Below are 20,634 nucleotides of genomic sequence, written 5' to 3' on the forward strand. Positions count from 1 at the left end.
CTTTAACCTTCATCAACATGTTCTTTGATCATCACCAGGAACGGCTTACCAAAACGTTCCAGTTTGCGATGACCGACGCCGTTCACGCTGAGCATTTCTGACGCGCTAATCGGCATTTGTTCTGCCATTTCAATCAGCGTGGCATCGTTAAATACCACGTAAGGCGGAATGTTCTCTTCATCGGCAATCGCTTTGCGCAGCTTACGTAGCTTGGCAAACAGTTGACGATCATAATTGCCGCTGTGCACTTTCGGCGAACTGCTGCCGCGCGTTTTCACCGTGACGATGCGTGGAACAGCCAGCATCAACGGTACTTCCGCACGCAGCACCGGACGCGCTGCCTCGGTCAATTGCAGCGCCGAATGCATAGCGATGTTTTGCGTCACCATCCCGAGGTGGATTAACTGGCGCAGCACGCTGATCCAGTGTTCATGGCTGTGCTCGCGGCCTAAACCGTACACCGGCAATTTATCGTGGCCGTTATCACGGATACGCTGATTGCTGGCCCCACGCAAAACTTCAACAATATAGCCCATACCAAAGCGCTGACCGGTACGATAGATGCTCGACAGCGCTTTTTGCGCTTCCAGCAGGCCGTCGTAGCGACGTGGCGGATCGAGACAGATATCGCAGTTGTCGCACTGCTGCTGGCGACCTTCACCAAAATAATTCAGCAGCACCAGACGACGGCAGGTTTGCGCTTCCGCAAACGCACCCATCGCGTTGAGCTTGTGGCGTTCAATATCCTGCAGCGGCCCAGGCACTTTCTCTTCCAGACATTTACGCAGCCACGCCATATCCGCCGGATCGTAGAGCATCATCGCTTCGGCAGGCAGGCCATCACGTCCGGCGCGGCCGGTTTCCTGATAATAGGATTCGATATTGCGCGGGATATCGAAGTGCACCACAAACCGCACGTTAGGTTTATTGATGCCCATACCAAACGCCACGGTGGCGACCACAATTTGCAGATCGTCACGCTGAAACGCTTCCTGCACGCTGGCACGCTGCGCACTATCAATACCGGCGTGATACGCGCCAACGCTCAGGCCGCGGCTTTGCAGACGCGCGGCGGTGTCTTCCACTTTGGCGCGGCTGTTACAGTAAATAATGCCGCTTTTGCCGCGCTGATCCTGCACATAACGCAGAAGCTGCTCGGTGGGTTTGAATTTCTCCACCAGCGTGTAGCGAATATTTGGCCGGTCAAAACTGCTGATTTGAATCAGCGGATCGTCCATCTGCAGCAGATGAACGATGTCGTTACGCGTGGTTTCATCAGCGGTGGCGGTTAATGCCATCACCGGCAACGCTGGGAAGTGCTGACGCAGCTGGCCAATCGAACCATATTCCGGACGGAAATCGTGGCCCCACTGTGAAATACAGTGCGCCTCATCCACGGCCAGCATCACCGGATTCCACTGATGCAGGCTATCGAGGAAGTTATCCATCATCAGTCGCTCAGGCGCAATGTACAGCAGCTTGAGCTTGCCGGTACGGCAATCCGCAAAAACCTGCTGCTGCTGTTCACGCGTTTGCGTTGAGTTGAGGCACGCCGCCGCGACACCGTTAGCCAGCAGCTGATCAACCTGATCTTTCATCAGTGAAATCAGCGGTGAAACCACCAGCGTCAATCCTTCACGCACCAGCGCCGGGATCTGATAGCACAGCGATTTGCCGCCGCCGGTTGGCATCACCACCAGACAATCACGCCCTGCAAGCGCGGTTTCGATGATGTTTTGCTGACCGGGACGGAACTGCTGGTAGCCGAAGGTATCTTGTAATACCTGCTGCGCCAGCATTTCCTGATTAAGCACTGCCGATGTTGCCACGGTAATCCTGTATTTTTGCTGGTTAGAACAGATCGTTGAGCGTCACGCCCACGCCAAGACGGGTCTGGCGATGGTTATAGTCGATCAAAGATTCACCATAACCGCTGAAGACCTGCGTGTAAAAGCGCACGTGTTCAGAGATTGGGTAGCTCCAGGCGAAGGTTGCGCCACCGAAGCCGCTGTTCCAGTTGTAGTTGCCTTCCACGCTGAAGATGCTGTCGCCCATCATGTAACCGAGCTTGGCGCGGTAGTAACCCATGTATTTAGTGATATCCGGATTATCGTCATTGCTTTCACTTTCTGGCAGACGATACCAGGGTTTGATCTCAGCAAGTAAGTTGCCGTTCTCTGCCATTAAACGGGCGTAAACGCGGTTCCAGCTGCGTGACGTCGGATCGCTGCGGCCATTCGACTCATGGTTCAGGCCCGTTTCCACATCGCGTAGCGTCCAGCCCGCGAAGGTGTAATCTGTCGCCCAGCCGAGGAAAATTTGCGGCTCATAGTTGGTTTCACGGAACGGTGATGAGGCGCCACGGTTAGAGAGCTGCCACCACGAACGCTGAGTATAGGACGCGGCGAGTACCGAATTATCGCCTAAAATGCCGCGCCACAGCGGAAACGCCAGACTGAGCTGGAATTTTACTTCATCATTTTTCGCTTTATTGGCCCAGTTATAGGAAGAGATGGCCTCTTTATTCATATCGCTGGTGTAGGTGTAAAGCAGGTAATTGTTTTCGTAAGGATAAAGCACGAACGGGTTATCGTGTTTTTCCAGCAGGTTAGCGATAATGCTGCCCTTCACTGCCGGTGCATCATGAACCTCTTTTATCGTGGCTTCTTCAGCCTGCGCCAGGGCAGGAAGGATCAATGCCGCTGCCAGCAAGGCGTAATGCTTACGCATAGAATTCTCCAGGGAACTGCGTGTCGTGATCGTCAATGGACGGTTCAAAAAGCAGGCCATTCTACACGCAAATCCAGCGGATGATCAGTGCCGATTTCCGAAACTGGAAAGCAGCGCGAACGCGGCATAATATACACAACTCTTTAACATTTTAAGGCAGGAACTATGTCATCCCCGTTGCTAACACAACAGGAAGCGCGCCGTCTGATTGGCGAAATATTTGTTTATCACATGCCTTTCAATCAGGCGCTGGGATTAGAGCTGGATCGGCTGGAAGCGGATTACGCTGAGCTCGGTTTTGCCAATAAAACCATGCTGGTGGGCAATGCGGCGCAGCAGATTCTGCACGGTGGCGTCATTGCCTCAGTGCTGGATGTTGCCGCCGGACTGGTGTGTGTCAGCTATGCGCTTACGCGTCAGGACAGCATTACCGAGGACGAACTGCGCCAGCGCTTGTCACGCATGGGCACCATTGATATGCGTGTCGATTATCTGCGTCCCGGCCGCGGCGAACGCTTTATCGCCACCAGCAGCCTGCTGCGCGGCGGTAATAAAGTCGCTGTGGCGCGCGTCGAATTACACAATCAGCAGGGCGATTACATCGCTACCGCTACCGCAACATATATGATTGGCTGATCGCCACTTTTTGGATGTGATGATGGATACGCAACAAACTCGCCAGGGTATTGGCTACGCGCTTGGCGCTTACTTTATTTGGGGCATCGCGCCGGCCTATTTCAAGCTGGTAAAAGAGGTCCCCGCCACCGAAATTATGACGCATCGCGTGATTTGGTCCGCGCTGTTTATGCTGGTACTGATCACTTTAACCCGCAATTGGCCCCAGGTGCGCAGCGTGCTTGCGCAACCGAAAAAAGTGCTGCTGCTCGCTCTCACCGCCGTGACCATTGGCGGCAACTGGCTGCTGTTTATCTGGGCGGTAAACAATCAGCACATGCTGGAAGCCAGCCTTGGTTACTTTATCAACCCGCTGATTAATGTGGTGTTTGGCATGCTATTCCTGCGTGAGCGCTTCCGTCGCTTGCAGTGGCTGGCGGTGTTGCTGGCGACAACCGGCGTGCTGGTACAGCTGTGGCAATTCGGTTCGCTGCCGATTATCGGTCTGGGACTGGCGTTCAGTTTTGCCTTATATGGTTTAGTGCGCAAAAAGATTCAGGTGGATGCGCAGAGCGGCATGCTGATCGAGACGCTGTGGCTGTTTCCACTGGCGGCAATTTATCTGTTTGGCTTCGCTGACAGCGCCACCAGCCATCTCAGTGCGAACGCCATGAGCCTGAATCTCAAGCTTGTCGCGGCAGGCATTATCACCACTATTCCGCTGATGCTGTTTGCCGCAGCCTGCGCGCGTCTGCGTTTATCCACCGTGGGGTTCTTCCAGTATCTTGGCCCGACGCTGATGTTCCTGCTGGCGGTGATCTTCTACGGTGAGAGCCTGACGCCGGACAAAATGGTGACCTTCGGCTTTATCTGGCTGGCTCTTGCCGTTTTCATTGTTGATGCGGTGGTATTTTCAGCGCGTACGCGCGTGCGCGTACGCGCGTGCGCGTAGCGTGAAATAAAACGCGCCAGCGCCGGACCGGTAAGCAGGATGGTGAACAGACGAAGTGTCTGTAGTGCCATCACAAAAGCGATATCGACCCGCGTGCCCGCCGCAATAATCGCCACGGTATCCAGCCCGCCAGGGCTGGTTGCCAGGTATGCGGTCATCAGATCGACGTGCAGCACGCGCGTCAACATCCAGGCTAATCCGCCACATAACAGCATCAAACCAAAAATCGACACCAGCATCTGCGGCAGCGTGCGCAGCGCCAATAGGAAGATGGGGCGAGTAAAGCGTAATCCCACGCTCCAGCCAATTAGCGAATAGGCCAGCGCCAGCAACCACTCCGGCACCTGCAAGGTGGCCACATCGCTGCCGTGCAGTATCGCGCCAATCAGCGCCGGCAGCAGCAATGCCCCAGAAGGAATACGCAGCTTCTGACCGAGCCATGCACCGGCCACCATGACCACCAGCGTTAGCAGGAAACTGCTTTGCAGCGCGGGAAACCACACCAGATCCACGGTGCCGCCACTGGAACCTAATCCAATACGCGCCACCACCGCGGCTGCCGTGGCGACAAACAGCACGCGCAAATACTGCATAAAGGCGACTAACCGCACATCAGCACCGAAATCACCGGCCATCGCTACCATCGCCGAGGCGCCGCCGGGCGACGATCCCCATGCGCCGGTGGGTCCGGGCAAATGACTAAAGCGCACCAGCAGAAAACCCGATAGCCCGCTAGCTGCCAGGGTCAATACCAGCACCGCCAGTACCACCGGCCAATCCTGAATGAGCGGAGTGAGAATTCCCGGCGATAAGCTTTGGCCGATCATGCAGCCCAGCACCGCCTGTGCCAGCACGAAGAAACGTTTATCGATGCGCACCGTTGCGCCGGATAATCCCATGATGGTGCCGACGATCATCGGACCAAGCAGCAAGGCCGCAGGAAGGTGGAACAGCTGGAGAATAATCCCCAGTACTAACGATGCAATCAGCAGAAGGGTCCACTGAAGTCGCAGGGAGAAGCGCGCCATAAGGTGGAATCAGAAAGAAAACAGAACCAACAGGTTACGCAGAAATGGGGAACAGCGCTAGTTTATGGGCTAATGTTAATCGCTTAAGCGCTTTCCGGTCGCCATAAATGGCGACCCTACGTTTTCAGGAGCGATTTTGTAGGGTCGTCATTCATGACGACCGCGATATTCGGCAGGTTACAACCAGTTCTTACGCTTGAAATAGAGATACGGCGCCAGCCCGGCGAGGATCATTAAAGTAATCGCCCCCGGATAACCAAAGCTCCATTTCAGTTCCGGCATAAACTCAAAGTTCATACCGTAGCTTGATGCCACCAGCGTTGGCGGCAGGAACACCACCGAAACCACCGAGAAGATCTTGATGATGCGGTTCTGCTCGATGTTGATGAAGCCCATCGCCGCCTGCATCAGGAAGTTCACCTTCTGGAACAGCGATTCGTTATGCGGCAGCAGTGATTCGATATCGCGCAGGATTTCACGCGCCTGCTCCAGCTGGTTGCTCGGCAGGCGCGCCTTGCGCACCAGGAAGTTGAGTGCGCGCTGGGTATCCATCAGGCACAAACGCACTTTCCAGCCGATATCTTCCAGCTCTGCCAAACGTGACAGCGCCTGATCGTACTCTTCGCCCTGCTGGCCTTCCATGATCACGCGGCTGAGTTTCTCCAGCGCGCTATAAATGTTCTCGATCTCATCCGCCAGCTGCTCGATTTTGGTTTCGAACAGATCCAGCAGCAGTTCATAGGCGTTGCCATCGGTCAGCGTCTGGTTACGCGCACGCATGCGGTAAAGGCGGAAGGCTGGCAATTCGCGCTCGCGCAGCGTGTAGAGGCGATCTTCACGGATGGTAAATGCCACAGTGGAGTTGCCCGCGTGGTCTTCCGCATCTTCAAAGAAGAAGAAGGAGTGAATGTGCAGGCCGTCTTCGTCTTCGAAGAAACGCGCCGAGGCTTCGATGTCTTCCAGCTCCGGACGCGTCGCCAGGCTCTGGCCGAGTTCACACTGCACGCGATCACGTTCGCTGTCGTCGGGCTCGATCAAATCGACCCACACCGACGTGTTGAGTTTGTCGTTATCTTCTTCCAGCTCGATGCGCGTCAGGCGATTACGATCGAGTTTAAATGCGCTCAGCATAGCAATAACTCCCCATTTTTTTGGAATGGGACAAGGCGGTGAACCACTGTTTATAGCGGGCACGGCGAAGCCTGAACACGGAAACTTTCGCTTCAAGGGTAAATCAGTGCTAACTCATGCGACGAGAGTAAAAAAGGGAGGTCGCTGATAACCGCTAAGGCTACCAGCTAAAAGAGGTAACCTTAGGAGTTCCTGTTAAACAGGTGATTGAGCCAGCATCGACTGGGCGCGTCCAAGGCATTGTCCTCTCATGATAATAGTGCGCGCATGTTACGCTGAGACGAAAAAGTCGTCAAGGTAGCGCAACCGCGCTACACCGTTTCCAGACGGGCGTAAGCCGCCACCAGCCACTTAATGCCCTGGCCCTGAAACGCCACCTGCAGGCGGCTGTGTTCACCGCTGCCTTCGAGGTTGATAATGGTGCCTTCGCCAAACTTGGCGTGACGCACGCGCTGGCCGAGCGTGAAGCCGCTATCGTTTTGCGCAATCGGCGTGCCCATGCGCTGATGGCTAACTGGACGACTGACGCTGGCGCGCAAACGTACCTCTTCCACGCACTCCTCCGGCAGCTCGCCGATAAAACGTGAAGGGCGGTGATACACTTCCTTACCATAAAGGCGACGGCTTTCCGCGTAGGTTAGCGTGAGCTTCACCATCGCGCGCGTCACGCCAACGTAAGCCAGACGACGCTCCTCTTCCAAACGCCCGCCTTCATCCAGCGACATCTGGCTCGGGAACATGCCCTCTTCCATGCCGACGATAAACACCTGGCTGAACTCCAGACCTTTCGCCGAGTGCATGGTCATCAGCTGCACCGCGTCCTGCCACTTGTCGGCCTGACCTTCGCCCGCTTCCAGCGCCGCATGAGACAAGAACGCCTGCAGCGGCATCAAATCTTCGTCTTCATCCTGATAGCTGAACTGGCGCGTGGCCGTTACCAGTTCCTCAAGGTTTTCGATACGCGCCTGGCCTTTCTCGCCCTTCTCCTGCTCGTACATTACCCACAAACCGGAGTCTTTGATCACCCGATCGGTTTGCACATGCAGCGGCATTTCGGCGGTTTCGGTGGCCAGTGAATCCACCAGTTCGCAGAAGCGTTGCAGCGCCGATGCGGCGCGGCCGGCTAACGCTTTGTTCTGTAACAGCTCGCGCGTTGCCTGCCACATTGTCAGTTGCTGTTCGCGCGCGGTCTGGCGCACCACGTCCAGCGTGCGATCGCCCACGCCGCGCACCGGCGTATTCACCACACGTTCAAACGCCGCATCGTCATTGCGATTGGCCATCAAACGCAGATAGGCCAGCGCGTCTTTGATCTCCTGACGTTCGAAGAAGCGCATGCCGCCATAAATACGGTACGGCATGCTGCCTTGCAGCAGCGCCTCTTCCAGCACGCGCGATTGGGCGTTGCTACGGTAGAGAATGGCGCAATCCTGCAGCGCGTTGCCGTTCTCATGCCAGCTCTTGATGCGATTCACCACGAAACGCGCTTCGTCTAACTCGTTGAATGCGCAGTAGAGTGAGATCTTTTCGCCGTCGCTGCCGTCAGTCCACAGCTCTTTGCCGAGGCGGCCATTGTTATTGGCAATCAGCGTGTTCGCGGCTTTCAGAATGTTGTTGGTCGAGCGATAGTTCTGCTCCAGACGGATGGTTTCTGCGCCAGGGAAGTCCTGCAGGAAGCGCTGGATGTTCTCTACCTGCGCACCGCGCCAGCCGTAAATCGACTGATCGTCATCGCCGACGATGATCACGCGGCCAGTGTCGCCCGCCAGCATGCGAATCCACGCGTACTGAATATTGTTGGTATCCTGGAATTCATCCACCAGCACGTTACTGAAACGCTCGCGGTAATGGTTCAGGATATGCGGCTTGTTAAGCCACAATTCGTGGGCGCGCAGCAGCAGCTCGGCGAAATCCACTAACCCGGCGCGATCGCAGGCTTCCTGATACGCCTGATAGATACGCAGCCAGGTTTGCTCCACCGGATTGCCGTAGCTTTCGATATGTTTTGGCCGCAGACCTTCATCTTTTTTGCCGTTGATGTACCACATGCCCTGACGCGCAGGCCACTGTTTCTCATCAAGGTTCATGGCTTTGATCAAGCGTTTGAGCAGGCGCAGCTGATCGTCGCTGTCGAGAATCTGGAAATCCTGAGGTAAACCGGCATCAAGATGATGCGCGCGCAGTAAACGGTGCGCCAGGCCGTGGAAGGTACCAATCCACATGCCGCCCTGGCTGGTGCCGATCAGCTGATCGATACGGTGGCGCATCTCCGCTGCCGCTTTGTTGGTGAAGGTCACCGCCATAATCGAATACGGTGAGCAATTCTCTACCGACAGCAGCCAGGCGATGCGATGCACCAGCACACGGGTTTTGCCACTGCCTGCTCCGGCCAGCACCAGCAGGTTGCTACGCGGTGCGGCGACCGCCTCGCGCTGTTTGTCATTCAAGCCGTCAAGCAGTTCAGAAACGTCCATAAGCACCGTTTTAAGAATTGAGATACATATCCAAAATCATTCGGCTTGCCGCAAGGTGGCAAGTCGAATGATGATGGATATGACTGGATAAATTTACAGCTATTATAGCAGCGAGGTCAGAGATGCCAACCGATCAATTTCAACGTGCGGCAGCAAACGCGCATCATCAATTTTCATCAGATTGCCTGCGCGCAGGTTAATCCAGCAGGCTTGCATGCCGGCACGCAGCGAACCGGCGACATCGGTGGTGAGATCGTCTCCCACATGCAGAATGTGCTCAGGCGCGATGTTCAAACGCTGCGCCGCGAGGTGATACATATCCTGCCACGGCTTAGCGCGGCCGTGCGGACCGGCTCGCAGCGCGAACTGGAAGTAGTGATCGATGCCGAGCTTTTCCGGACAGGCATTGCCGTTAGTGATCGCCACCAGCGGTACGCGCTCGCCCAGCCACGTCAACGTTTGATGCGTCTCGTCAGGCATAGCGACTTCGCTGCGCCAGTGATGGAATACGCTCATCACTTCGCTGGCACCGGTGGTTGCTTCCGTTGCAGATAAACCCACATTGAGCAGCGCCAGCTCCACCGAGCGGCGACGCCATTCAGACACGTCGTGATAAATCTCCGGCTCGCGCGCCAGCAACTCATTACGCAGCGCCTGATAATCCGCTTGGGTAAACTCGCGCAGCGCCGGATGGTAGGCCTGCAAGGCGGCGTGCGATTCGGCCGTGGTTTTGCGGATCACTGGATGGTTGTCGTACAGCGTGTCGTCGAGATCAAAGGTGATCGCTTTGATCGGGCCGAGCGGACGATAAAACTTCATTAAGACTTTCCTCGTTTGGCACGCGGATGGGCCGCATCGTAAACCGTCGCCAGATGCTGGAAATCCAGATGGGTGTAGATTTGCGTGGTCGCCAGATTGGCGTGGCCAAGCAGCTCCTGCACCGCGCGCAAATCGCCGCTCGATTCCAGCAGGTGCGTGGCAAAAGAGTGGCGCAGTTTATGCGGATGAATATGGCTGGCAACGCCCTGCTTAATGCCCCATTCGGCAAAGCGCTTCTGCACGTTGCGCGTCGAGATCCGGCTGCCGCGACTGGAGACAAACAGCGCATCATCCTGCGGCGCAAAGCTCGCGCGCAGCGGCAGCCAGTGCTGAATCCACGTCACCGCCGTGCCACCAATCGGCACCCGGCGCTCTTTACTGCCTTTACCCAGCACCCGCACTTCGCCGGCTTCCAAATCCATATGGCGACAGTCAATATTCACCAGCTCTGACAAACGCAACCCGCCGCCGTACATGGTTTCCAGCATCGCGCGGTCGCGCACCGCCAGCGGATCGTTAAGGTCGATCTCCAGCAGCTGGTTTACTTCATCAACGTCCATGTTCTTCGGAAGATGGCGCGCGTTACGCGGCGTGGAAATCCCTTTGGCGGGATTGGCGGTCAACATGCCCTGATGAACTTGCCAGTCGAGAAAGCTGCGCAGCGCCGACATGCGCAATGCCAGACTGCTAGGCCCCAAACCGCCGCGACGGCTGCGTGCCGCCAGGGTGCGCACCTGCGCGGGTTCGAGCTGCGCCCAACTGGTCAACTTCATGTCATCGGCCATGTCGATAATGGCCTGCAACTGCCGCTGGTAATTCTTTTGCGTCAGCGGACTGAGCTGGCGTTCAACTTTCAGATAACGCAGAAAGTCATCCACGGCTGGCAGCAGCGGACTGACGCTACTCATGCGCGTTCAATCCAGCGCGATAGCAGATCCGGCAGCATTTGCGCCAGATGCTGCAGCAGCAGCGTGCCCATGCCCGCCTGATAATGCTGGTTATCGCGGCTGGTAAACATCAGCACGCCTAGCTCACCGTGCTCACCCATCAGCGACATCGCCACCGAACCAATCGCTTTGGCCTGCGGCAACAGCAGTAATAGCTCCGGACCATTCAGACTGCCGAGATAGTGCTGATCGTCGCCAAAGCGCTGAATACGCAGCGGCTCAAACGCCTGACGGGACAACCCGAGTTGGGTGAAATCTGAAGGTGCGCCAATGTGCCACTTGTCGTTGAACACGCGTACATGTGCGCCCGCCAGGCCCAGCTCGCGTGCCCAGCGATGCAAACGCGTCAGCATCTCTTGCAGGCTGTCTGCCGTGGCAAGATGGCCTTGTAGCGTCAGCAGACGATCAAACAGCTGATGGTTGGCCGTGGCCTGCTCCATCAGCAGCGTGATCTCCTCTTCCAACTGCTGGATGTGGTTGCGCTGTCGCGCCATATGCCATTCCACCAGCGAAACGCTGCCGCGTACCGGATGCGGCACCATCATCTGTTCGACCTGGCGTGCATTGCGAATAAAGAAATCGGGGTTGTGACGCAGAAATGCGCTTACCGATTGATCGTCCAGCAAAACCTCGCTTTCGGTCTGCTCTTCGACATTTTTCATAGATGAATAAACCCATCGTAGACGTGTGTGGCGGGACCGGTCATAAACAGCGGCTGCCCTTCCCCTTTCCAGGCGATATGCAGCGTTCCGCCAGGCAGATCGACGCGCACATTCTCGGCCAAAATACCTTGCTGAATGCCGCAGGCAACCGCCGCACAGGCGCCGCTACCGCACGCCTGCGTTTCACCCGCGCCGCGTTCATACACGCGCAGACGGATGTGCTCGCGATGAATCACTTCCATAAAGCCGACATTAACGCGTTCGGGAAAACGCTCATGGCTTTCCAGCTCCGGGCCCAGCGTTTCTACCTGCGCAGTTTTCACGCTTTCCACCTGAATCACACAGTGTGGATTGCCCATCGACACCGCACCAAACATCACGGTTTGTTCGGCAACGCGTTGTAAATAAAGGTTCTCAGCTTTATTTGCACGTAACGGCACGCTTTGCGGTTCGAAATTAGGTTGCCCCATATTCACACGCACCAGCTCATCGTTGGTAACGCTAAGCACCATGCGACCGGTTTGCGTACTGACGCGGATGTCGCTTTTGTTGGTCAATCCTTTCAGGCGCACAAAGCGGGCAAAACAGCGCGCGCCGTTGCCACACTGCGCGACTTCGCTGCCATCGGCGTTAAAAATGCGGTAGTGGAAATCGAGATCCGGATCGTAAGGTGGCTCGACGATCAGCAGCTGATCGAAACCGATCCCCAGATGTCTGTCCGCCAGGCGGCGAATCAGTTCCGGCGAAAAAAAGACGTTTTGCGTCACGGCATCCACAACCATAAAGTCGTTGCCGAGACCGTGCATTTTTGAGAACTGCATTTTCTGCTCCGCCGGATTACTCATAGAGTTTAGTTTGCCTGCGAACCAGGCTTGCTGGTGACCAGGCCACCCACATCAGCATCCTGAGAAGCTTTCTGCTGCTGCTCGGTGACCTGCTGATGAGGCTTGTTGGGTTGATCTTTTGGCGGGAAATACAACGGTCCTTTCAGGCCACAGCCTACCAGGCTAACCAGTGCCAGCGCCATACCCAGCTGACTTATCGCTCGTATCATTCTGTCTGCTCTTCTGTCCTTAAGCCATGGTTGCTTATCATCGCAGTTGACGTTGTAAAAGCAACAGGAAATAGCCGCAATTCCAGCAGCAGGTCAGAGTTAGAGCGTATCCCACCGCGCGAACGCGGGCGGGATCAATGCATTTGGTAACGCGGCTGGAAATCGCCGTTATCGTTATCAGGCTGCGTAGCGCACAGCTGCGTTAACGTTTGGCTGCGGAACGGAATCACCTGGAATCGCTCACCCGTGTTCACAATTTGGTAGAACTGCGGCAAGTTAAAGTTGATAAAGCTTGAGCCGTAGGTAAAGCGATCGTGAGATGAGGAGTAGAAACGGCTCACGTCACGCACCAGCTCTTCTTTACTGCCTTCGCAGTGATGATAAACCTCAACGCGATTGGTTTCGTCGAGGATATAGATATTGAAGCCGCGATCGTCTGTGGTGTCTTCAAAGAAGAACTGAATGATGCCCTCGCTGGCATAGCCGTTTACCACCGGCGGCAGCGGCGTCTGATTCGATTCCACTTTGATCGACAAACCGTGCAGCTTGTTATTGGAAATCGCACCATAGAATTCAACGGCGTTTTCCAGCTTCTGCACGGAGACGCTCATCCGTTCAAAGAATAAGCCCCAGGTTTGGCCCGCCATGCGTAACGCTTTGAAGCGGCCAGGTTCCTGACGCGTGCTGGATAAACGCAGCTCAATACATTCTGAAACCAGCTGCTGCACGCGAGTGCGGATTAAGCCGCGCAGATGCTGGCTGTAGCAGAACACTTCTACCGTATCCGGCGGCGCCGCATCCTGATGCATTTTACCGAGGATGGTTTTCAGCGCTTCAATCATCGCCTGCTCGCCGCTAAAGTGCAGCGTGCGCACTTCATTCCACGAGTTGCGATACAGCAGATCGATACTGCCAATCAGGCATTGCTGCTGCTGACCAAAGCTGAATACGTCCAGCTTACGGAAATCAAAATGCACCACCTGATTGCGGAATGCCGAGGTGGGATCGTGTTCCAGATTGACGATAATCGCCAGGTGACGGATTTCACACGGGCTATAGAGTGCTTTCGGCGTGGGTGCCGGCACGCGCAGCGGGAAGTGGCTCGACACGTCATTGACCAGCTCCTGCAGACGTGGCAAATCGCACAGATCGTTGCCTTTCATATGCAGGCGCGTTTTGCTGGTGAGTAAACCGTTGAACCACGCCCACGCCACCAGCTTGTTCAGGTAGCGGTTATATTCCAGCGGCTGATGGCTGATGATGGAACTCATGTCGGGGGCCTGGTTATACAGATACCATCCAGCACGGTTCGCGCGGCCCGCCGGGACATGAATAAAGGTGAGATTTTCTTCCGAGAGATCCGGCGAGATCTGGGGGTTCACCAGCGTCACCTTACCCGGCAACGCCTCAAATGCGGCATACAGTTTACGCGTCAGCACGCCGATATCCTGCGGGCTGGCACTGACGCTTAAATTGTTACGGCGCGCAAAGCGGATCAGGTTGCGATAACTTTGCATCATCGCATCCAGCAACTCATTGTGCGCTTCGCGTACCCGTTCGATTTTCCACTCTGCGCGGTTATCCAGTACCGCTAGCTTCTCTTCATCCCAGCCCCACTCTTTCACCAGCTGCGAAAGGATCTCGCGACGCCAGCCCGTGCGCTGATGATGATGATCTTCGCTGGAGAGCTTTTCACACACTTTTAAGTAGAAACATCGACGCACTAAATCGAGGCGCGCCATGTCATCAACGCTGGTGAGGTAGCGCGTTACGCGCTCCAGCATCATGCAATAGGGATCAAGACCGAAGCATACAATTTCGCCATCGTGCAGGCGCTGTTTGATATCCATTGAAAGCAATTGCGTGTTGGGATATTCCCAACTGTAGGCTTCCAGCAGTAGGGTTTTCAGCACCGCTTTATACGGCGAATCGATACTTTTATACAGCTGCCACAAACTGGCACCGAAGTACTCTTCCGCCGACAGCGTGCCAAGGCCGCCGAGATCCAGCCACTCATTCGGCGTGAGCACGCCCTGAGAATAGAGTGACATGACGTAATCGTCGTAATGGTGTTCTTCTTCGCCCGGCACCATGTTCCACAGGATGCGTTTACCGGCCATCCGCACCGCGGTGCGATAGAACTCATCCAGCAGCAAAATATGTTGGGTGGAACCGCAGTCTTCACCGCCGAGGCTGCCGCTTTCGTTATGGCGGAAACGGTTCTCGTCAATCAGGAAGAAGCTCACTTCCACACCCATTGACACACACCATTTCTGCAACAGCGTACACTTGCGCTGCAGATTGAGGCGCTCTTCATTATCCAGCCAGGATTGATGGCATACCCAGATGTCGAGATCGGAGATGCTGTTTTGCCCCACGGACGAGGTACTGCCCATGGAGTAAATGCCGGTGATTGGACGTTCGCCTTTCACGCTGCTGCTGAGGTCAAGCGGCTGGCCGCTCGCTAAATTTTGCAGCAGCTGCTGCTGATTTTCCTCGGGCGTGTAGAAGCAAACGCCATGCGGAACGCTACCTTCGAGGTAGCCCGGCATCAGCGGATGATGGTAGTGCAATAATGTTGGCAGCAGACTGTAGACTTGCTGGAAAGCAGGTCCCATGGCAGCCAGTGCACGATCAACGCGCAGCTGGTTAATAGCATCCAGTCTCTGTTTCAGTGTCTCAATGTAGAGGTACAAGACGTTTCGCCTGATTGTCCCAGTGTTAAGCACCCTGTTTCCAACGCCTGCCGCTTAATAATAAAGATATTGGGCAAATTATTGCTGGAAACGTGATCAATCTAACACCTGGAGGATTGACCGTAAAGAAAGTTGCGCTACTTAACAGTTTAGCATGTTCCGACTCTAGCCCGGCTTTTTTCAGACTCCAACCTCAATTTCAAACCGCGTAAATACGGCCACAATTGACATCGCGTCCTTAACAAGACCGTTGAAACTGACAGCATTCCCCTATCAATGATAGGATATTCGATGAACGATCAAAATGGTTAACAGCATGTTAAACAAAATTTTCAGAATTGCTACCAGACAAAGTCCTCTTGCTTTATGGCAGGCACAATATGTCCAACAGCGCCTGATGGCCGCCCATCCGGGGTTGCAAGTTGAGCTGCTGCCGATGGTCACGAAAGGTGATGTCATTCTTGATACGCCCCTGGCAAAAGTGGGCGGCAAAGGCCTGTTTGTCAAAGAGCTGGAGCTGGCAATGCTGGACGGCCGTGCCGATCTCGCCGTGCATTCAATGAAGGATGTGCCGGTCGATTTTCCGCAAGGCTTGGGTCTGGTGACCATTTGCGAGCGCGAAGATCCGCGTGATGCTTTCGTCTCCAATCGTTACAACAGCGTTGATGAACTGCCTCAGGGCGCGGTGGTGGGCACATCCAGCCTGCGTCGCCAGTGCCAACTCAGCGCGCGTCGTCCCGATTTAGTCATTCGCTCGCTGCGTGGCAATGTGGGTACGCGTCTCGGAAAACTTGATGCCGGTGAATATGATGCCATCATCCTGGCAGCCGCAGGCTTAAAACGTTTGGGTCTGGAAGATCGCATTCGCCAGGCCATGCCGGCAGAGATTTCTCTGCCAGCCGTTGGCCAGGGCGCGGTCGGCATCGAATGCCGTATTGATGATGAGCAATTGATTACGCTACTGCAGGCGTTGAATCATGACGAGACCTCAGTGTGCGTGCGTGCTGAACGTGCCATGAACACGCGGCTGGAGGGTGGTTGTCAGGTGCCTATCGGCAGCTTCGCGGTGCTGGAAGACGACGCGCTCTGGCTGCGCGGTTTAGTTGGATCGCCCGATGGCAAGCAAATGGTGGTGGGCGAGCGTCGTGGACCGCGTGATCAAGCGGAAAAAATGGGCATTTCCCTGGCCGAGGAGTTATTGGATGGCGGCGCCCGCGACATTCTGCGCGAAGTCTATCAGGGACATCCTCCCGCATGACCATCCTTGTGACCCGCCCGGAACCGGCTGCCAGTGAACTGGTCTCGCGTTTGCGAAACCTGGGGAAACTGGCGTGGAGCCTACCGCTGATTGAATTCACGCCGGGTCGCGATCTTGTTCATTTACCGCAACAACTTGCCGCACTGCAAGCGGGCGATCTGGTGTTTCTGCTGTCGCAGCAGGTGGTGACCTTCGCCCAGCCAGCTTTACAACATAGCGCGACAGCATGGCCTTCTGCGCTCAGCTATTATGCTATCGGACGCAGCACGGCTTTGGCTTTGCATACCGTCAGTAATCTGAAAGTAGACTATCCTCATGCGCGGGAGACCAGTGAGGAGCTGGTGCGCCTGAATCGTCTGCAGCAGGTAACAGGCAAACGCGCGCTGATACTGCGCGGCAGCCCGGGCCGCGAATTACTGGCCGAAACGCTGATTGAACGCGGCGCGGAAGTACAATATTGCGAGTGTTATCAGCGCTGTGAAAAGCACTATAACGGCGCGACTGAAGGCCGACGCTGGCGCGATCGAGGCATTACAACGCTGGTGGTAACCAGCGGCGAAATGTTACAACAACTGTTTTCGCTGTTTTCGCCGATTGACCGGCGGGAATGGTTACTGCACTGTCGGCTTGTTGTCGTCAGTGAACGTTTGGCTACGCAAGCCGCTGAATTAGGCTGGCAGGACATAGATGTAGCCGATGGTGCCGATAACGATGCGCTGCTGCGCGCGTTACGCTGAACTTAACAATGGGATGAGCCATAATGACGGAACAAAAAGCCTCCTCCGCCATGGTTGAAGAAACCACCCCAGCGGACAATTCTCCCTCTCCAGCTACTCAGCCACCTCGCGATAAAAAAAGCGATGGCAAAGTGCTGAGTGCGGTGGCGATTGTCATTGCGCTGGCGATTGGGGCGGGACTTTACCTCAATGGGAAACACCAGGCCGATTTACAGGCTCAAACTAACCAGAATCTGAGTGAGCAGCTGAGCGCCTTGCAGCAGCAACTGGGCAGCGATAAACAGCAGCTGACGCAACAGCTGGATAACGCCAGCAGTGCCCTGCAGGAAACACGCACCCTGCAGGACAACAGCGCCAAAGAGCTGGAAACCCTGCGTGATAAAGTCGCCACTATTTCCGGCAATGACACGCGCACCTGGCTACTGGCTCAGGCAGATTACCTTGTCAAGCTGGCCGGTCGTAAGTTGTGGAGCGATCAGGATGTCACCACCGCGGCGGCATTGCTGAAAAGTGCAGATACCAGCCTGGCAGACATGAACGATCCCAGCGTCATGAACGTGCGCCGCGCGCTGACGCAGGATATCAGCTCACTTTCTGCCGTGAGTCAGATTGACTATGACGGCACCATCCTCAAGCTTAATCAGCTGTCGAACGGCGTGGATAATCTGCGATTGGCCGACAACGACAGCGATGATTCACCCATGGATGCCGACGGCGGTGAGCTCTCCAGTTCACTGCACGAGTGGCGCCAGAACCTGGTGAAAAGCTGGCATAATTTTATGGATGATTTCATCACCATCCGTCGCCGTGATAACACTGCACAGCCGCTGCTGGCGCCGAATCAGGACGTTTATCTGCGTGAAAACATCCGTTCGCGCCTGCTCATTGCGGCGCAAGCCGTGCCGCGTCATCAGGATGAAATTTACAAGCAGTCTATCGATGCGGTATCGACCTGGGTTCGAGCCTGGTATGACACCAATGATGCCGCGACCAAAGCTTTCCTTACGCAACTGGATGAACTGAGCCAGCAGAGCATTTCGATGGATGTACCGGATACGCTGGAAAGTCAGCCGCTGTTGGAAAAACTGATGCAAACTCGCGTGCGTAATTTGCTGGCCCAACCATCGGCTGCCGCTGATCAACAGGGAGGCTAAGCATGCTGAAAGTATTGGTGCTTTTCCTGCTGCTAATGGCGGGCATCGTGGTTGGACCGATGGTGGCAGGCCATCAGGGCTACGTGCTGATTCAAACCGACAACTGGAATATCGAAACCAGCGTAACCGGGCTGGCGATTATTTTAATCCTCAGCCTGCTGGTGATTTTGCTGGTCGAATGGATTTTGCGTCGCCTGCTACGCACCGGCGCACGCACACGCGGTTGGTTCACCGGTCGTAAACGTCGCAGCGCGCAGCGCCACACGCAAAGTGCACTGATGAAACTGGCTGAAGGCGATTATAAGCAGGCCGAAAAGTTGTTATCGAAGAACGCCGATCACGCCGTTCAGCCGGTGGCTAACTATTTACTCGCTGCCGAAGCCGCACAGCAACGTGGTGATGAGGTACGCGCCAATCAGCATCTGGAACGTGCCGCAGAGTTATCGGAGAACGATACGATTCCCGTCGAAATTACCCGCGTACGTCTGCAACTGGCGCGCAACGAAGATCACGCTGCGCGTCATGGTGTAGATCGTCTGCTGGAAGTGGCACCGCGCCATCCGGAAGTATTACGCCTGGCAGAGCAAGCTTATATTCGTACCGGCGCGTGGAGCGCGCTGCTCGATATTCTGCCTTCGATGCAAAAAGTGCAGATCAACGATGAAGCACAGCGCGAGGCCCTTCAGCAGCAAGCCTGGCTGGGCCTGATGAATCAGGCGATGGCCGATCAGGGCAGCGACGGCTTGAAGAAATGGTGGCAAAACCAGAGCCGCAAAACGCGTCAGGAAACCGCTTTGCAGGTGGCAATGGCAGAACATCTGATTGAATGTGACGACCCCGATACTGCGCAAAGCATCGTGCTGGAAGGTCTGAAGCGTCAATATGACGATCGTCTGGTGCTGCTAATGCCGCGTATTAAAAGCGGCGATCCGCAAGCTCTGGAAAAAGCGCTGCGTCAGCAGATTAAACAGCACGGCGCTACACCGCTGCTGCACAGCACGCTTGGCCAGATGCTGATGCGTCATGGTGAATGGCAGCAGGCGGCAGAAGCCTTCCAGCAGGCGCTGGCACAGCGTCCAGATGCCTTTGATTATGCCTGGCTGGCCGATGTTTACGATCGTCTGCACCGCCCGGAAGACGCGGCAAAAATGCGCCGCGAAGGTCTGTTACTTACGCTGAAGACTAATCCCAGCGCCTGATTTTTACGTTTGTTACTTTTGTGCACGCCGGGCTTGTCCCGGCTTTTTTTTGCCTGCTGCAAATTGTAGATAAAAAAACACCTGCCATAAGCAGGTGTAAGATCAGGTCGTTCAGACAACTGATGGCATCCGACTCAACGTAATGTCCTTCTTACTGCAGTAAAGCGTGCGCAATGACTGCCAGGCTGGACAACGGATGCCGTAAGGGGCTCTGCATCATTCCCAGGTTTATGTAGCATTAGCAAACATAAGAGGTGGAATGAGCATCTACAGCAATATTATTGCACATGGCGTGCCAAAGTTGCAGGTACCAGAATAAGTTATTTTATTTCAATAAGATAAAAATAAGGGTTTGACGCTGTCTGATATCACTGTCGGGAATTTACTGCATCCAACCCGAAAGATGTCTCTGCAAAGCGACAAGCTATGCAAGCAAATGTCATATCCAATAAAAACAGAGGGTTAAATGTAGCCTAATAGCGACAATGTGCAGAAATAGGCGCACGGACAAGGTTGAGGAAGAAGAGTGAAAGGGCAAATGTGTAAAACGAAAAAAGCCTGCTTTTTCAAGCAGGCTTTTCGAATATGGTCGGCGAGAGAGGATTCGAACCTCCGACCCACTGGTCCCAAACCAGTTGCGCTACCAAGCTGCGCTACTCGCCGATTTTTTACTTCTTAACGCTACTGCGTAATTTTGCCTGGTGCGAAGGGAGGGACTTGAACCCTCACGTCCGTAAGAACACTAACACCTGAAGCTAGCGCGTCTACCAATTCCGCCACCATCGCGTGTCCGAGCAAAATCTGGGGTGGCTAATGGGACTCGAACCCACGACAACTGGAATCACAATCCAGGGCTCTACCAACTGAGCTATAGCCACCATAATTCTGGTGCGTAAGCGTGTTACGCTTACGTAAATTCACTGCATAACGCGGTTAACCAACCACCGAAGCTCTTGCGCACAAATTAAATGGCGCGCCCGACAGGATTCGAACCTGAGACCTCTGCCTCCGGAGGGCAGCGCTCTATCCAGCTGAGCTACGGGCGCGTAGCGCCGTTGCGGATGGGCATACTACGGGCTTGACCTCACACTGTCCAGCCCTTTTTTATAAAAAAAACGCGTTTGATTACGCTTTGTGCATTCCATCGATAATTACTGCACTTTTAGTTGCTTACCCTC

At 55.2% G+C, this 20,634-nt stretch carries 16 protein-coding genes, 4 tRNA genes and 1 pseudogene; 6 read left to right on the forward strand and 15 right to left on the reverse strand.

The features are described from left to right. Window positions 1-2: 2 nt before the first annotated feature. Together recQ and pldA are read right to left on the reverse strand one after the other, a co-directional pair. Window positions 3-1,829: an ATP-dependent DNA helicase RecQ gene (recQ, locus tag CRO19_RS07850; RefSeq protein WP_097095340.1), complete on the reverse strand. Its 1,827-nt coding sequence runs from the start codon at window positions 1,827-1,829 to the stop codon at window positions 3-5. 22 nt (window positions 1,830-1,851) lie between these two features. Continuing rightward, the gene (gene pldA, locus CRO19_RS07855) at window positions 1,852-2,730 is read right to left on the reverse strand and encodes a phospholipase A (RefSeq protein ID WP_097095341.1); all 879 of its coding nucleotides are present in this window, start codon (window positions 2,728-2,730) and stop codon (window positions 1,852-1,854) included. A gap of 165 nt (window positions 2,731-2,895) precedes the next feature. On the opposite strand from pldA, the gene CRO19_RS07860 reads away from it, so the two are divergent. Next, window positions 2,896-3,366 carry a thioesterase family protein gene (locus tag CRO19_RS07860; RefSeq protein ID WP_097095342.1) on the forward strand — a complete coding sequence of 157 codons (471 nt, stop codon included), beginning with the start codon at window positions 2,896-2,898 and terminating at the stop codon, window positions 3,364-3,366. A 22-nt stretch (window positions 3,367-3,388) separates the two neighbouring features. Further along, the gene (gene rarD, locus CRO19_RS07865; protein WP_097097609.1) at window positions 3,389-4,297 is read left to right on the forward strand and encodes an EamA family transporter RarD; all 909 of its coding nucleotides are present in this window, start codon (window positions 3,389-3,391) and stop codon (window positions 4,295-4,297) included. Here rarD and CRO19_RS07870 read toward each other — a convergent pair. The 9 genes and pseudogenes from CRO19_RS07870 to CRO19_RS07910 form a co-directional block, all read right to left on the reverse strand. Next, window positions 4,279-5,325 (reverse strand): annotated as a pseudogene (locus CRO19_RS07870) (AbrB family transcriptional regulator); the annotation flags it as partial. The gene rarD and the pseudogene CRO19_RS07870 sit on opposite strands and share 19 nt — an antisense overlap. Before the next feature lie 177 nt (window positions 5,326-5,502). Beyond that, window positions 5,503-6,456 (reverse strand): magnesium/cobalt transporter CorA, encoded by a 954-nt coding sequence (gene corA, locus CRO19_RS07875; RefSeq protein ID WP_097095343.1) that lies wholly within the window; start codon window positions 6,454-6,456, stop codon window positions 5,503-5,505. Between the two features lie 311 nt (window positions 6,457-6,767). Beyond that, window positions 6,768-8,930 carry a DNA helicase II gene (uvrD, locus tag CRO19_RS07880; RefSeq protein WP_097095344.1) on the reverse strand — a complete coding sequence of 721 codons (2,163 nt, stop codon included), beginning with the start codon at window positions 8,928-8,930 and terminating at the stop codon, window positions 6,768-6,770. A gap of 102 nt (window positions 8,931-9,032) precedes the next feature. Further along, on the reverse strand, window positions 9,033-9,749 hold the full coding sequence (gene yigB / locus CRO19_RS07885; protein ID WP_097095345.1) for a 5-amino-6-(5-phospho-D-ribitylamino)uracil phosphatase YigB: 717 nt from the start codon (window positions 9,747-9,749) through the stop codon (window positions 9,033-9,035). Next, entirely contained in the window at window positions 9,749-10,657 is a 909-nt protein-coding gene (gene xerC / locus CRO19_RS07890) for a tyrosine recombinase XerC (protein ID WP_097095346.1), read from the reverse strand. Before xerC ends, yigB begins: the two co-directional genes overlap by 1 nt. Beyond that, entirely contained in the window at window positions 10,654-11,358 is a 705-nt protein-coding gene (locus CRO19_RS07895; RefSeq protein ID WP_097095347.1) for a DUF484 domain-containing protein, read from the reverse strand. Before CRO19_RS07895 ends, xerC begins: the two co-directional genes overlap by 4 nt. Beyond that, on the reverse strand, window positions 11,355-12,179 hold the full coding sequence (gene dapF, locus CRO19_RS07900; protein WP_097097610.1) for a diaminopimelate epimerase: 825 nt from the start codon (window positions 12,177-12,179) through the stop codon (window positions 11,355-11,357). The genes CRO19_RS07895 and dapF overlap by 4 nt, the downstream gene beginning before the upstream one ends. A 29-nt stretch (window positions 12,180-12,208) precedes the next feature. Beyond that, window positions 12,209-12,412 carry an LPS translocon maturation chaperone LptM gene (gene lptM, locus CRO19_RS07905; RefSeq protein WP_097095348.1) on the reverse strand — a complete coding sequence of 68 codons (204 nt, stop codon included), beginning with the start codon at window positions 12,410-12,412 and terminating at the stop codon, window positions 12,209-12,211. Window positions 12,413-12,546: 134 nt separating this feature from the next. Beyond that, window positions 12,547-15,108: a class I adenylate cyclase gene (locus CRO19_RS07910; RefSeq protein WP_097095349.1), complete on the reverse strand. Its 2,562-nt coding sequence runs from the start codon at window positions 15,106-15,108 to the stop codon at window positions 12,547-12,549. 316 nt (window positions 15,109-15,424) lie between these two features. Here CRO19_RS07910 and hemC point away from each other — a divergent pair, with 316 nt between their 5' ends. Genes hemC through hemY form a run of 4 tightly spaced genes read left to right on the forward strand, consistent with a single transcriptional unit; the run spans window position 15,425 to window position 19,456 of the window. Beyond that, window positions 15,425-16,366: a hydroxymethylbilane synthase gene (hemC, locus tag CRO19_RS07915; RefSeq protein ID WP_097097611.1), complete on the forward strand. Its 942-nt coding sequence runs from the start codon at window positions 15,425-15,427 to the stop codon at window positions 16,364-16,366. After that, entirely contained in the window at window positions 16,363-17,103 is a 741-nt protein-coding gene (gene hemD, locus CRO19_RS07920; RefSeq protein ID WP_097095350.1) for a uroporphyrinogen-III synthase, read from the forward strand. Before hemC ends, hemD begins: the two co-directional genes overlap by 4 nt. 23 nt (window positions 17,104-17,126) lie before the next feature. Beyond that, window positions 17,127-18,257 carry a uroporphyrinogen-III C-methyltransferase gene (hemX, locus tag CRO19_RS07925; protein WP_097095351.1) on the forward strand — a complete coding sequence of 377 codons (1,131 nt, stop codon included), beginning with the start codon at window positions 17,127-17,129 and terminating at the stop codon, window positions 18,255-18,257. A gap of 2 nt (window positions 18,258-18,259) precedes the next feature. Continuing rightward, window positions 18,260-19,456 carry a protoheme IX biogenesis protein HemY gene (hemY, locus tag CRO19_RS07930; protein WP_097095352.1) on the forward strand — a complete coding sequence of 399 codons (1,197 nt, stop codon included), beginning with the start codon at window positions 18,260-18,262 and terminating at the stop codon, window positions 19,454-19,456. 586 nt (window positions 19,457-20,042) lie between these two features. Here hemY and CRO19_RS07935 read toward each other — a convergent pair. The 4 genes from CRO19_RS07935 to CRO19_RS07950 all read right to left on the reverse strand — a co-directional run bounded on the left by CRO19_RS07935 (window position 20,043) and on the right by CRO19_RS07950 (window position 20,502). Continuing rightward, window positions 20,043-20,119: transfer RNA gene (locus CRO19_RS07935), tRNA-Pro, on the reverse strand. Between the two features lie 36 nt (window positions 20,120-20,155). Beyond that, a tRNA-Leu gene (locus tag CRO19_RS07940) sits at window positions 20,156-20,242 on the reverse strand. Between the two features lie 16 nt (window positions 20,243-20,258). Next, window positions 20,259-20,334 (reverse strand) — tRNA-His (locus CRO19_RS07945). Window positions 20,335-20,425: 91 nt separating this feature from the next. Continuing rightward, window positions 20,426-20,502: transfer RNA gene (locus CRO19_RS07950), tRNA-Arg, on the reverse strand. Window positions 20,503-20,634: the final 132 nt, after the last annotated feature.

The sequence above is a fragment of the Candidatus Pantoea floridensis genome, from assembly GCF_900215435.1.
GTDB lineage: Bacteria > Pseudomonadota > Gammaproteobacteria > Enterobacterales > Enterobacteriaceae > Pantoea > Pantoea floridensis.